Origin of the sequence: Shewanella sp. MR-4, assembly GCF_000014685.1 — a bacterium.
In the GTDB taxonomy this organism is placed as follows: domain Bacteria; phylum Pseudomonadota; class Gammaproteobacteria; order Enterobacterales; family Shewanellaceae; genus Shewanella.
Genome location: NC_008321.1, coordinates 605,414 through 619,061, shown reverse-complemented (window position 1 = coordinate 619,061; position 13,648 = coordinate 605,414). Strand labels below are relative to the sequence as shown.

General features: G+C 46.0%; 11 protein-coding genes. 2 read left to right on the top strand and 9 right to left on the bottom strand.

Annotated elements, in window-relative coordinates:
• Window positions 1-60: 60 nt before the first annotated feature.
• From SHEWMR4_RS02805 to SHEWMR4_RS02790, 4 genes are read right to left on the bottom strand one after another with little or no spacing between them, the layout of a single operon-like run.
• A complete protein-coding gene (locus SHEWMR4_RS02805; RefSeq protein ID WP_011621337.1) occupies window positions 61-297 on the bottom strand; it encodes a thioredoxin family protein in 237 nt (78 codons plus the stop codon).
• Between the two features lie 9 nt (window positions 298-306).
• A complete protein-coding gene (locus SHEWMR4_RS02800) occupies window positions 307-1,302 on the bottom strand; it encodes a permease (protein WP_011621336.1) in 996 nt (331 codons plus the stop codon).
• Window positions 1,303-1,343: 41 nt separating this feature from the next.
• Complete coding sequence (gene arsB, locus SHEWMR4_RS02795; RefSeq protein WP_011621335.1) at window positions 1,344-2,363, bottom strand: ACR3 family arsenite efflux transporter; 1,020 nt, start codon at window positions 2,361-2,363, stop codon at window positions 1,344-1,346.
• Between the two features lie 35 nt (window positions 2,364-2,398).
• Window positions 2,399-2,743 (bottom strand): metalloregulator ArsR/SmtB family transcription factor, encoded by a 345-nt coding sequence (locus SHEWMR4_RS02790; protein ID WP_011621334.1) that lies wholly within the window; start codon window positions 2,741-2,743, stop codon window positions 2,399-2,401.
• A gap of 319 nt (window positions 2,744-3,062) precedes the next feature.
• Here SHEWMR4_RS02790 and SHEWMR4_RS02785 point away from each other — a divergent pair, with 319 nt between their 5' ends.
• On the top strand, window positions 3,063-5,171 hold the full coding sequence (locus SHEWMR4_RS02785) for a TonB-dependent siderophore receptor (protein ID WP_011621333.1): 2,109 nt from the start codon (window positions 3,063-3,065) through the stop codon (window positions 5,169-5,171).
• A gap of 67 nt (window positions 5,172-5,238) precedes the next feature.
• Here SHEWMR4_RS02785 and SHEWMR4_RS02780 read toward each other — a convergent pair whose 3' ends face one another.
• A complete protein-coding gene (locus SHEWMR4_RS02780; RefSeq protein ID WP_011621332.1) occupies window positions 5,239-6,126 on the bottom strand; it encodes a radical SAM protein in 888 nt (295 codons plus the stop codon).
• A gap of 1,011 nt (window positions 6,127-7,137) precedes the next feature.
• Between SHEWMR4_RS02780 and SHEWMR4_RS02775 the strand changes: the two genes are divergently transcribed.
• The gene (locus SHEWMR4_RS02775) at window positions 7,138-9,099 is read left to right on the top strand and encodes an Ig-like domain-containing protein (RefSeq protein ID WP_011621331.1); all 1,962 of its coding nucleotides are present in this window, start codon (window positions 7,138-7,140) and stop codon (window positions 9,097-9,099) included.
• Window positions 9,100-9,158: 59 nt separating this feature from the next.
• Here SHEWMR4_RS02775 and SHEWMR4_RS02770 read toward each other — a convergent pair whose 3' ends face one another.
• From SHEWMR4_RS02770 to SHEWMR4_RS02755, 4 genes are all read right to left on the bottom strand, one after another.
• Window positions 9,159-10,880 (bottom strand): hypothetical protein, encoded by a 1,722-nt coding sequence (locus SHEWMR4_RS02770; protein WP_011621330.1) that lies wholly within the window; start codon window positions 10,878-10,880, stop codon window positions 9,159-9,161.
• 199 nt (window positions 10,881-11,079) lie between these two features.
• Entirely contained in the window at window positions 11,080-12,393 is a 1,314-nt protein-coding gene (locus SHEWMR4_RS02765) for a sigma-54 dependent transcriptional regulator (RefSeq protein WP_264622835.1), read from the bottom strand.
• A 376-nt stretch (window positions 12,394-12,769) separates the two neighbouring features.
• Entirely contained in the window at window positions 12,770-13,096 is a 327-nt protein-coding gene (locus SHEWMR4_RS02760; protein ID WP_011621328.1) for a putative quinol monooxygenase, read from the bottom strand.
• A 43-nt stretch (window positions 13,097-13,139) separates the two neighbouring features.
• Window positions 13,140-13,613, bottom strand: a complete 474-nt coding sequence (locus tag SHEWMR4_RS02755) for a GNAT family N-acetyltransferase (RefSeq protein ID WP_011621327.1) — start codon at window positions 13,611-13,613, stop codon at window positions 13,140-13,142.
• Window positions 13,614-13,648: the final 35 nt, after the last annotated feature.

Here is a 13,648-nt window from a genome sequence, read left to right as displayed (position 1 = left end):
CGCCTTGTTAACGATTATGGCAAGGCTAATAGCAAGCCTTGATTAACCAAGGGTAACAACTTAGTCCTTTAACCAGGTTTCGATTTCGTCACGGGTTGGAACTGAGCCGCTGTGGATTAACTCGCCATCGATCACAACCGCTGGGGTTTTCATTACGTTAAATTTCAATAGGGTTTGCGGATCTGTGTCCTTTTTCACAATCACATCTATGCCCATTTCTTCTGATATGTCCGCAATCATTTCGGCGGTCTTACTACATTTAGCGCAACCACTACCTAATACTTTGACTTGTTTCATGTTATTTCCTTAAAGATACGGTGCTGCAAAATTAAAAATCCAACCTACTAACGTAAATGCCGTCAATAGCACAACCAACAGCACCGCCAACAGGCGCCACTGCATGACTTGTTTGAGTAAAATAAATTCGGGAAAACTGGCCGCCACTGTACTCATACAGAAAGCCAGCGTAGTACCAATAGGCAAGCCGTTCGCCAGTAAACTCTCCATCACAGGAATAATGCCAGTCGCGTTCGAATACAGAGGAATACCGACTAACACGGCCGCAGGCACAGACCACCATTGACCTTGACCTAAATGGGTTTCAACCCATCCCTCTGGTACAAAACCGTGTAAGGCAGCGCCAAGACCCACACCGATAATGACCCACTTCCAAACACGGCCAAAAATCTCAAGCGCCTCAGCTTTCGCAAATTGATGCCGCTCGGTAAAAGATAGGACCCGCTGAGTCGTAGGAACAGCATTCGACGCCGCCATTTGGCGTCCACGAACTAGGGCTTCGGCGGCGAAGGATTGTAACCAACGCTCGGCCTTAATCGCATCGAGCAATAGTCCGCCGAGCATACCTACTGTCATCCCCACAGCCACATATAGCAAGGTAAATTTCCAGCCGAGTAAACTCATCAGCAGCAGGACGGCGACCTCGTTGATCAAAGGAGAAGTGATCAGGAAGGCCATAGTGATCCCAAGGGGGATCCCAGCCGAAGTAAAGCCTAAAAAGACTGGGATGCTCGAGCATGAGCAAAAAGGTGTGATGGCACCAAATATCGACCCCAGAAAATATCCCACGCCTTTATTCTTGCCCGTTAAATAGTCACGGACTCGCTCAACATCTAAGGACGCCCGCAGCAAGGCGATGAGATAAATCATCACCACCAGCAATATAAAAATTTTACTGACATCTTCAACAAAAAAATGCACAGCGCCGCCCAAGGCCGAACCCGCCTCTAAGCCAAACACGCCGTACACTAGCCAAGTCGCCAAATCAGTAAATATTTGGAACATATTGCTCCTTAATGCAATGCCGACCTACGTGTTTCGATGCCTCAATATTGAAACCAGTGCCGCGTGTGATTAGCAAAGTACACCAGCGATAACATCACAGGCACCTCGACCAATACCCCTACCACTGTCGCTAAGGCAGCTCCCGAGTGCAGACCAAAGAGAGAGATCGCAACCGCCACGGCTAATTCAAAGAAGTTAGAAGAACCTATCATGCTCGCGGGCGCGGCAATGGCATGGGTCAGTTTGAGCTTTAGCGCCAACCAGTAGGTCAAGATAAAAATGCCATAGGTCTGAATAATCAAAGGAATAGCTATGAGTAGAATATTTTGTGGCTGTGTCACTATAGTCTTGGCCTGAAAACCAAATAACAGCACAACCGTCGCGAGTAGCCCTATCACAGACCAAGGTTTGAGTTTAGCCAATAGCTGCGGCACCGCGCTGGCACCATGGCTTGCCTCGAGGCGCTTTCGAGTTAACACGCCTGCGACTAAGGGCAATAAGACATACAACACCACTGAAAGCAGCAGGGTTTCCCACGGCACTTGAATATCACTCACTCCCAGCAACAACGCGCAGAGCGGCGCAAACAAAAACACCATAATGATATCGTTAACAGAGACTTGCACTAAAGTGTAGTTAGGATCGCCCTTCGTCAGTTGGCTCCAAACAAACACCATGGCGGTACAAGGCGCCACTCCGAGCAGAATCATCCCCGCGATATATTCACTGGCGCTTTGAGGGTCAACCCAGTCGGCAAATAGCAACTTAAAAAATAGCCCCCCCAGCAATGCCATAGTGAAAGGTTTAACTAACCAGTTAATGATGAGCGTTAACACCAATCCTTTCGGTGTCTTCCCAACATCTTTCACCGCAGAAAAATCAATTTGCACCATCATGGGGTAAATCATTACCCAGATAAACAGGGCGATGACTAAGTTAACATGGGCAAATTCGATGGCAGCCACAGCGGCAAATACACCCGGCGCCAGGTTTCCAAGCGCGACCCCTGCAAGAATACTCAAGCCAACCCAGAGACTTAAATAACGTTCAAAGATCCCCATAACAACCTCGACTCACAAAATGCATTCTTTTCAATTCAACAACAGGCTTTAGCGCGTTCGGGACGAGCACCCATGCTGCACAGGTTCTGCATACTCTCGGCTAAAAACGGACTATTAGCCTCACAACTTTGCGCTAATACTTGCTGACACCAAGCACTAAGCTCAGGATTAATTTGATAAAACACCCATTGCCCCTGACGCCTATCGACTAAGATCCCTGCTTTTTTTAACTGCGCCAAATGCCGAGAGATCTTAGGCTGGATCTCCGACAGCGCAGCCATTAATTCACATACGCACAACTCCCCTTCTCGCTGGATGAGCAGTACACATTTCAGCCGAGTCTCATCGGCAAGGGCCTTAAAAAAGGCGACGGCTTGCATGAAATAGCCCCTATACAAATCCAACACACATATGAATAAAAGTATATATGAAAAAACATATATATCTAGTCGCTATCATCAAAATAAACTCTGTATATAACCCATTTAAATTTAAGAAAGATGTTGTTTGAACCAGATCACATCAGCCAAATCGATATGAAAACCACTGGTTGCAAATGATAATTATTTACATTAAAATCCGTACTAAGTTAAAAGTTTTGGTGCTGTATGTTGTTTTCTCTCCTCTACCACATCATCAAGCCAAAGCTAAGCAATCATAAAAGCAACAGATAATTGCCATAATCCGGAGCCTATCCATATGTCTACTAAAGACATTTTTCGTGTATCCCTTATTCAAATCGCCATCTTAAGCGTGTTTACTCAAACAGTTTATGCCGAAGAGTCCACGCCCAATATCGAACACCTCGAAGTCAAAGGTATTCGCCAACCATTTCGAGGGGATGTGCCACTGAAAGCTCAGCCACAGGCGGTAGAAAGCCTGTCGATGGAGCAAATTAGCGATGCGGGTATATCGACGCTGATGGATGCACTGGATTTATCGAGCTCAGTCAATCGCCAAAATAATTTTGGTGGTATGTGGGACAGTTTCGCCGTGCGCGGCTTTGTGGGCGATGAAAACGTCCCCTCGGGTTATCTAGTTAATGGTTATGATGCGGGACGTGGTTTTGGTGGTACCCGTGATACTGCGAACGTAGAAAGTATCGAGATAATGAAAGGCCCAGGTTCTGCTCTTTATGGCCGCGCAGAACCCGGCGGCACCATTAACATCATCACCAAAAAACCTAAATTCTTCCAAGAAGGCTATCTGCAAGCCAGTGCCGGTCGCTGGGATAATTACCGTCTTGAGGGGGATTATACTAACGCCATTACCGACGATTTAGCCTTTAGGGTTAACGGTGCGATTGAAGACAAGGGCAGTTTCCGCAATCCCGTTAATTCGGAAAAAAGGATTTTAACCCCTTCTTTGCTTTGGGTAGCTAGTGATACCACGCGTCTAAGCTATGAACTGGAATATACAAACCAAAAAGTCCCCTTCGACCGTGGCATTGTGGCTATCGACGGCGACATTAAAGCCTTACCCATTGATAGATATCTAGGTGAGGCCAGTGATGGCGCGACCCAAATTGGTCTATTAGCCCACCAATTTACCTTAGAACATGACTTTGGTAACTGGAGTTTATTATCGGGTATTAGCTACCGCGACACAGGACTTGAAGGCTACGCAAGCGATCCAGAGTTGGTGAAAAGTCGTCAAATGCTCAACATCGACGGTGAAACCCTAAGCCGTCAACATAACTACCGTAACTTCACCTCAACTGACTTATCGGGTCGCGTTGAGTTAAGCGGCAAGGTCGAGACCGGTGATATTAGCCACCACCTTCTCATTGGCGCAGACGGTTATCACTTCCATTTCGACAAATATTGGGAACGCTTCCGCCCTGCAGCTGGCGATACGACTTACAGCATCAATGTTTACAATCCAGTGTATGGACAAATTGCGCCCGAAGGCGCCCTGCTCTACAACCAGGTAGAGACTCAGGATAACTACGGGATCTATTTGCAAGACCAACTCGATCTCAGCGAAAAATGGAAGCTCACCTTAGGTGGCCGCTTTGACAGTTTCGAGCAAAGCATTGAAAACCATAAAAATCAGACAGAATCCAATCAAACCCAAAATGTCTTTAGTCCAAGAGCCGGTATCGTTTACGAATGGCAACCTTGGTTAAGCCTCTATGGCAGTTACTCTGAAGGTTTTCGCCCTAACACAGGTTCTGATTATCGCGGTGTCGCATTCGAACCCGAAGAGAGTAAATCCTATGAGCTAGGTACTAAGTTTGAGTTAGAAAATCTGACAGGCTCTATCGCCCTCTTCCGCGCCGAAAAGAGTAATGTGCTAACTGCAGACCCTGTGAATTCAGGTTTTTCAGCGGCACTAGGTAAAGCCGATAGCCAAGGGATTGAGCTGGATTTGGCAGCCTACCTAACGGCCGATACTCAGCTGTTGCTATCCTACGCCTATACCGATGCCAAGACGGCTAACGATATTCTCAACGCAGATTGGGGCGTGAGCATTCCCGAAGGCAGTCGTTTAATCAACATCCCAAAACACAATGGTCATCTCACGCTAAAACATGATACTTCATTGTTTGGTTCCGATGCCTCCGCGGGAGCGACATTGCTTTATGTGGGCGATCGCTTAGGTGAAACCATTGATCCAAACTACATACTGCCAGCATATACCTTAGTGAATCTATTTAGCACCTACGCGTTAAATCAGGATCTTAGCCTGCAATTTAATATCACTAACCTGTTCGACGAAGTTTACTATCAAAGCTCTTATTCATCGATGTGGACTATGCCTGGCGAGCCACGCAGCTACAAAGTCAGCGTGCGTTATAATTTCTAAGCGCTGCTAATCTGTTTCCAATAAAAAAGCCCCGGCATCTTTCTGGGGCTTTTTACTCGGTGATCAATTACAAACCGCGCTGCCATTCCTGCCTTAAGGGAATGCTGCGCGGCGCATTAATCGCCTGCTCGACCTGTGCCAGCAATTTGGCCTTGTCCTTACCTAATACTCCTTTTAGCACAAGATAGTTAGAGGCATGATCGGATCTAAATATCGTCTGCTCTAATTCCAAATGATCCAATAAGGTCTGCATTTCTTGGAACAAGCCCATTTGATCCGGCAACTGAAATTGCCCGCCAAATACAGCGTCCATTCGCTCAGTGCCTAGCGGTAAAGTGACTACCAATGTGGATAAATAATCGGGCTGGGCAGCATTCATCAACTTGGCCGAGTTGATGGCATGTTGCTGCGATAATGCCACGCCGCCTAAGCCATTGAGGATCATCACAGATGACTTCATCCCAGCCGCGCGAATTTTTTGTAATGCCGCCAGCGATGACTCGAAGGTTTCGCCCTTTTTGATCTTGGCCAGCACTTCGTCATCACCACTTTCACAGCCAACGTACAGCAGACTTAGGCCTAACTCCCGCAACCGAGCGAGCTGCTCTGGAGTTTTATTATTCAGATTGCGCGGCAAACAATAACTGCTGATGCGTGTCACCTGCGGCAAGTGTCGGTTGATCAGCTCACAAATCGCCTCTAACCGGGCAAAGGGTAAGCTCATAGCATCACCATCAGCCAAAAACACCCGTGATACCGGCATCCCAGTTTTGGCAATCGCGAGAATATCTTGCTCAATCTTATCGAGCTTTTGTGCCCTAAAGGCTTTTTGCGGCTGAGTGTACATATCGCAAAAACTGCACTGATTCCAACTACAACCGTTAGTCACTTGCAGTATTAACGACTTCCATTCTGATGGCGGTCTAAACACTGGCTCAATATAGTTAATTAACACTGCAAACTCCTGTTAAACCAGATAAATTAGGCGATGAATTGATGATAGGATTCCACATGGAAAGACTCGACTAACTCGGGCATCATCTGATGAAATAATGCTAGATAGCATCCTTTGCACAGGGTTTATCGAACGCGGCGATATCGACAAACCTCTCTACAAGGGTCACACGGCACAGCTAACATTAAGCTCATAACTGATGCCGCCCACTGCACAGCGGTTAGAGTGAACAGAGAGCAAGCTCCGCGGTTTGCCTTCTTCGATAAAAACTCGCGACGCAGACGATTGTTGTTGATTATCCTGATGAATAACATATTAATCAAATTCACATGGATTAATTGGAGTGCAGCGACAATCGCAAATACATCCAGCGTAAAACCTAAGCCAGCAAGAATACTAAAGATAAATCTGACGCCGACTTAAAGCTCAAAGATCCCCATATCCATCTCTACTCACAAATTGAATCCTTTGCGACTCCACAACTGGCTATTGCGCGTTCGTGACAGGAATTTAAAGATAAAACGCTTACTGCTACTAAGCGTTCTGCTTTGGATAAAGATGACTCTAGGTCGCATCACGGCTTCGGTCTGGACTAAGGCTTGCCGTTTTTATCGATTTAAGTTGAGCATTGCTGGTAAGTGACAAAATATCAGCGTCAAAATTTAGACATTGCTATTTTTATTTGACTCATACTAATAACTGGCTGTTTCTGTATCCAAAAACATTTTCCACAATAAACTAACTGCTAAATGAATGAAAAACAGTCAAAATTCAGCCTGGTTTAACCAGTATATTTTTTGAACAATTTTATTTCTTTCATTTCAACGATATCAGCCGAAACCCGCGTATTTGCTGGGTTTCAGCCTATATACATTCATTATTTCCTACCCTAGAATGCCCCCGCGAAACAGGTTAAAAACTGTTTACGATATTAAATGGAACTTATGTCTCCTAATTGAACTGCGGAGCTCATAAGTGTCACGTTTTGCCCCAAACCTGAAGAGATGAACAATGAAATACTCTGCCATGATGTTAAGCAGCTTACTGCTAACCAACACAGTCCTTGCTGCAGATATGCGCCCTTTTGAAGGCACGCTTTCCCTCGAGGTGGAAGATTTCCCACAACATGCGATTGAAACGTTTCGTCTCCACGGTAAACAAAACCAAGTGCACGACTTAGCCTTAACATCGATCCCCCATTGGTTAAAGCCCGGTCAGAGTATCCGTGTTTTTGGTCAGGCCAATGGCAAGCAATTGCAGGTGAGCGATAGTAACCTCAGTTTACTGCAGACCAATGAAACGTCAGGATCAGCCCAAACCGTCAACTCGGCCATCACACCTATCAGTGGCAACAGAAGCGTTTTAGTGGCTGAAGTAAACTTTGCGATCAATCCTGTCATCAGGCTGACTGAAGCAGAGATCCAAGATCTGCTATTTAATCAAGCTTCAGCTTTCTACGAAGAAAACTCCTATGGTTCTGTCACTCTGTCAGGCGACACGACCAGCCCAATCACAGTCAACGTGGATGTCTCTGTCTGTAATACTGATGCCGTTGCCTTAGCCGCAGATCAAGAGCTTAGTGCCCGTGGCTTTAACCCAGATAATTACGACCATGTGATGTACTTGATCCCAACTCATCCTAAGTGCACCTGGTCAGGCAAAGCCAATGTGGCAGGCAAACGTAGCTGGATTAAGCGAGTACAGTTATCCACCATAAACCATGAATTGGGGCATAACCTAGGCTTATTCCATGCCAATAAGAAAGATTGTGGCGCGGTCACGACAGCTGACAGCAGCCAATGTACCATCACCGAATATGGCGACTATCTCAGTGCAATGAGTGGCACCAATACTCCCAAGCATTTCAATGCATTCCATAAGGAGCAATTAGGTTGGCTTAGTGGCGATCGCATCAAGACCGTAAGTACTGATTCACGTGTAACCCTATCTCCAGTGGAGGCCGAAGGTAACTTCCCATTATTATTGAAAATTCCAAATGGTCAGGACACTTCAGGTAACGAGCTGTTCTACTATGTCGAATATCGTCAGGCAACTGGGTTCGATAGCTCACTAGCGACTGAAGCAGCCGCTATGCTCGATGGCGTAAGATTGCGCGAAGGCGCCAGCAACAACGCTGCCAGTAGCTATTTGCTTGATCCAACACCAAACAGCAGTAGTTATGATTGGGATGATATCAGTTTGGCGCCGGGACAATCCTTTGAGCAACAAGGAGTGCGTATCGACGTCATCTCTTCCGATACCGCCTCAGTCACCTTAGATGTTGTAATGCAAAATACGGTAACACAGTGTATTCGTGGTAATAGCAGCTTAGCGGTACAATCGGCTGTCTCACAATTGCAACAAGGGCAGCAAGGTTCGGTTGATTTACTGCTCACCAACAACGACAGTAGCGCCTGTCCTGAAAACAATTACAGCCTGACAACTCAAGCCGATGCAGGCTTATATGCAAGCTTAGCGAATAACAGTGTGACACTAGCCCCACAAACCAGCATGCACCTGACCCTATCGCTAGAAGCGTTGCAAGGCAGTGGTAGCAATACTTGGAAAGTGATCAGCAACAATCAGACAAGCTCACAGCAAGTGATTAGCTCTGGTAGCGTATTGTTAACTGCAGCAACCAGTAATACTGCGCCACTCGCTGTGAATGATGATTTCAACGATATCAGCGCGAGTACGGTACTGAATGTGCTGGCCAATGACAGCGATTTAGATGGTGACAGCCTGTTTATCAGTGGCACCACTCAAGGACTGAATGGAAAAGTGACTGTCAACGCTAATAATACCCTGACCTATGTGCCATCGAAACGTTTTAAAGGTAACGATAGCTTTAGCTACACAGTGAGTGATGGCAAGTTAACTGCTATCGCCACAGTCACAATCAGCCCGAGCACGACAAGCAGTGGTTCGTCTGATACCAGCACCGGCACGGGTGGCAAAGGAAAAAATAAATAATCTCATCAAAGAAAAAGGGCCGTGATAACGGCCCTTTTGCGCAAACTCAACTCAATTAACTATTCCTGCGCTGGCAATGGTAATGGACACAAGTCACAACTCGCAGTGTCGGAGTTACCGATCGTCGCCAAATCACCCGTATCAACCACAGGGGAAGTCGCTCTCGCTGTCGCGGTATTAGACAGAGTACCGTCGGCTCCTGTGGGTAATGTGCTTGGGAAGTAATAACTTTGGGTTAGATGACAAACATTGCCGCCAAAGTTACCCTCCAATTCGCCCGCCGTATTGGTACACATAAAACTATTATTGTCGCAACTATACCCAGATCCGCAATCGCTGTTGGTTAAGCACTGCTTCGCAAAATCCAAACTGAATGATGCATTTAGACTAGTGTCCACCGAGTCTGTCAGTGAAACATCTAAAGGTGCATCGCCAGTGTTACAGACGGTAATATCGTAGTCTTTTCGTAGGGCAACTAAGCCACTATTTTCCTCCAGTGATACGCTGCAGTTTTTCGCAATAGTTAACATAGGACTCAAAGCCAACGAATCGCAGGTTGCAGTGTACGGATCGGCACTGATACTGGCAGAGCCAAAACTCACACTAGCATCGACGGTGTTAGTACCGCCATTCACCTCTGAAATGTAATAACCTGTATAGGTTAACATTTCGTTAGGCGCCCAACCGTCAGCACCGTTATCAAATGCACTCAAGGCTTGGTTTATGATAAAGGCAGAACCATTGCTTGGCGTGTCGTTGATGGTGACAGTTTCACTGGCACCAATGCTACCAACCCCGGTATTAGTGAGTTTTAAGATGTAATCGATACGGAATTGATTAGTACCTGTCAGCTCAGTAGCGCTACAGGTTTTCTCAATCCCAATACTACAGAGAGGGAAATCGCCGCCTAAAAAGTCCTTCAATTGGGCCGATTCGGAACGAGACGAGCGGGTTTCTATGAGGAAACTACTGAAACAAGGAATTTCACTCACGCCCGCAGCCAAGAATGCTTGGGTCACATTCAAACGTCCTTCGAAGAAGGACTCATAGGGATAAGTGTTAGGAATTCCCTCTTTGTTTTCATAGGGCCACAAACCATTTGCCACCCCAGCAAGTTCAGGATTTTCATTGGTAATGGCGCAGGCAACCCCAGTGTCACCGCCTGATAAACATTTAGCTCCCGCTTCCCCAGAAGCATAGAGCAACTCTAAATGTTCAGAGACATTACCACCAGAATTCACCCAACGCATCACTTGCACAAAGGGTACTGAATTTGAATCCTGAGGATATTCCATGATGATAAATAAGTCGTTTTCTTGGTGTTGACCGGTAAATCTATTACCAGGGCCAGGACCAACTTTATCTTGGAAAAACCAGAATCCCATAATTGCGTCACCATTGTTGGCATAACGCTCGGCACCAAAGTAAAACACTAAATCGTCACTACCACCGCCGTTATTGATAAAATAGGCCGCCGCATAGCCATTGCGCAGGTCATCTTTATCAGGTACGGCACCGTCCTTGTACCACCATTCAGTCACGTCTGAAGTGTCTTTCGAGCCACCTTTCCAAAAAATCGTTTGTGGTGGCAAGTCAGAAATCACTCCTGTGGTGACATTTGCAGTACTGCTCCCGAGGTTAATCGTTTGCCAATCATCGAGTGTAGTCTGCTTAACAATGTTACCATCCAGTTCGACCTTATCTACCGTAGCCTGAACACCATATGCCATCAATGTACAAGCCCAGAGTAGAAGGGTACGAAACAATAGTTTGAGTTTCATAACATTCTCCTTATTTACAGTGGACGGAATGCCGCTGCCCCCACCAACCTCTGCAAATGAGCATTCCGATTGTGAACCACTGCATTAAAGCAAGTCACAGGCCAAAAATTAAACAATTGATAAACAAGAATTTATTCACATTTGATGAGTAAGATGTGTCACAGGAGTGAAGCAAGCTGTAGCAGCAGAGACAGGCCCGCTAGGGCATCTTGATCTGACACTTTTTCAATAAGCGGTAAAACGTTGCTCTGGAGATATTTAATGAGCGGGCGGCGGCGGAGATATTGTGCTTATGATCGCTGATCGCTTTTAGTAGTACTTCCGCCTCATGCTCAACACGACAGCGAGCCAAATCTTGACCAGCTCGGCTTGGCAATTGATCCAACCCTAGCAACTGCGCTGTGATCTTGCTGTCATCACTCAACACCATAGCTCGGCGAATACGGTTGCGGAGTTCACGTACATTACCGGGCCAATTGTAGTGCTTCATGGCACAGCGAGCATCGTCGCTAAAATGAAACTGGACATTACTGTCTGTATTCTCTTGTAAAAAGTCTTCAGCGAGTAACATCACTTCATCACTATATTGCCTCAGGCTGGGGACATGCAGCCGCAACACATTAATGCGGTGATATAAGTCTTCACGGAAACGGCCTTCATCAATCGCGACTTCGAGGTCTTGGTGAGAAGCAAACAACAAACGACAGTCCACCTTAATGGGCACATTACCGCCGATCCGCATGATCTGTTTATCATCGAGAACATGCAGTAGATTGACCTGTAAGTCTAAAGGTAAGTCGGCAATTTCATCTAAAAAGAGCGTGCCGCCATTGGCCTGCTCTAAATGGCCGATATAACGTTTATCTGCATCGGTAAAGGCCCCTTTTTCGTGACCAAAGAGTGCAGAGTGGATCAGTCCAATAGGAAGTGCACCGCAATTAACTGTGATAAATGGGCCATCTCGACGTTTAGATAAACTATGGAGCGTTTTTGCACAGAGACCTTTGCCTGAGCCCGTTTCACCACTGAGTAAAACCGTGTCATCCGACAAACTAAATTTGTGTAACCGCTGACGCAGCTGTTGCAACAACGGATGATCCCCTTTAATGGTGGTCAAAGCTTCTGTTGGCGCTGACTTGCCCTTTTTAGCGACAGTCAACTGCGCCATCCCCCATGCATGCCCAAGGGTATCGGCAAAACGCCCCCAATCGAATGGACGGTGATAATAATCAATAAAGTTAGCGGCACTTAACCAACTGCAGTGCTGCTCCAAGGTGCTATCGGTGACAGCAATCCAATGAAGCGAGGGATATTCGGTTTGAATAATCGCAATTTCGTTAGCGAGTAAGACTTGATTAGTATCATTGATAAAGGCAATAGCGACACGTAAATCATATTTTTGCAGCAATACTAGAGCTTCAGCTGCCGACACTGCTTTTAAACAGTTCCAAGCAGCTTGTTTAAGTTCTTCACTACACTCAGGTAGAGATTGCTCAGGATCGAGTACCAGCAACCACCTTTTCCAAAGATTTTCTACGGGAGTAGGCTTCGCGATTTCATCCATAATAAGGGGGCAAATGAACCTATTACTAATCTAGTCTAGAAGGACAATGACCTCCCGACAAACCTGATCAGATTGATTCGATGTGAACTAAAATAATTCATCCATTTCATCTAATAATATCATGAGACACAATGAACCCAATTTTTAGCATCCACTTGAAATAATTTAAAATATTTTATTTAAACTCTTCATCCTGCAATATTTCATATTAACTTACAGTATGAATAATATATGGTATTAGCAATACATGCAGTATCGACAATATCCACTCAAGTAGCACTTGAAAATGGCAAAAATGGCTTATCAATACTGCACGGCGAGTCAGCTAGACGATGACTTGATAATAGGTTTCCACATGGAAAGACTCGACTAACTCGGGCATCACCTGATGGAAATAATGTTGGATAGCGTCCTTTGCACAGTGTTTATTGAACGCGTCGATATCGACAAACTTCTCCACAAAGGTCACGCGGCGCGGTTCATCACGGCTGACATTGAGCTCATAACGGATGCAGCCTGCTTCGCGGCGCGTATCGGGGATCAGCGAAGCGAGTGCCGCAATCAAGGCCTCGGTTTTACCTTCTTTCGCTAAAAAGCTCGCGACGCAAACGAGTTGTTGTTGATTGATTTTGTAGTCCGTAACTGTCGTCATTTGATTTCCTTAATAAGAGTAAAGTCAGCTAGTTAAAACCAGATCACTTAGGCTGGTAGCGCATATCGATATGGGGAATACCATCTTCCAAATACATGTCGGAACAGGCGCTAAACCCAAGTTTTTGATAGAAGCTTTTCAGATAATCCTGAGCACCAATTTGGATACCCGCTGCAGGCCAAGTGCTAAGAGCGGCATCAATCGCCCGTTGCATCAAAGGCATTGCCAGTCCTTTACCTCGTCCCGCTGGAGACACGACGACTCGGCCAATACTAGCCTCGGGATAACTCAGCCCAGGAGGTAAGATGCGGGCATAGGTGAGTAACTCGCCCGCTGGTGATAAGCCGATTAAATGCTGAGTTTCAGGGTGTCTATCTTTATCGTCAAGCTCTGGATAAGCACAGGCCTGCTCGACCACAAACACATCGACTCTCAATTTGAGAATCTCATACAAAGTGTTAGCAGTTAATTGATTAAATTTAAGATTTTGCCACTCGACTGAATCTTGTATCGACATAAAAAGGCTCTGCGTACTACCGGAAAAGAGCTCGA

What these genes read in the sequence shown, in the direction of transcription:
- SHEWMR4_RS02805 (WP_011621337.1), bottom strand. Translation starts at nt 297, where the DNA reads ATGAAACAAGTCAAAGTATTAGGTAGTGGTTGCGCTAAATGTAGTAAG.
- SHEWMR4_RS02800 (WP_011621336.1), bottom strand. Translation starts at nt 1,302, where the DNA reads ATGTTCCAAATATTTACTGATTTGGCGACTTGGCTAGTGTACGGCGTG.
- arsB (WP_011621335.1), bottom strand. Translation starts at nt 2,363, where the DNA reads ATGGGGATCTTTGAACGTTATTTAAGTCTCTGGGTTGGCTTGAGTATT.
- SHEWMR4_RS02790 (WP_011621334.1), bottom strand. Translation starts at nt 2,743, where the DNA reads ATGCAAGCCGTCGCCTTTTTTAAGGCCCTTGCCGATGAGACTCGGCTG.
- SHEWMR4_RS02785 (WP_011621333.1), top strand. Translation starts at nt 3,063, where the DNA reads ATGTCTACTAAAGACATTTTTCGTGTATCCCTTATTCAAATCGCCATC.
- SHEWMR4_RS02775 (WP_011621331.1), top strand. Translation starts at nt 7,138, where the DNA reads ATGAAATACTCTGCCATGATGTTAAGCAGCTTACTGCTAACCAACACA.
- SHEWMR4_RS02770 (WP_011621330.1), bottom strand. Translation starts at nt 10,880, where the DNA reads ATGAAACTCAAACTATTGTTTCGTACCCTTCTACTCTGGGCTTGTACA.
- SHEWMR4_RS02760 (WP_011621328.1), bottom strand. Translation starts at nt 13,096, where the DNA reads ATGACGACAGTTACGGACTACAAAATCAATCAACAACAACTCGTTTGC.
- SHEWMR4_RS02755 (WP_011621327.1), bottom strand. Translation starts at nt 13,613, where the DNA reads ATGTCGATACAAGATTCAGTCGAGTGGCAAAATCTTAAATTTAATCAA.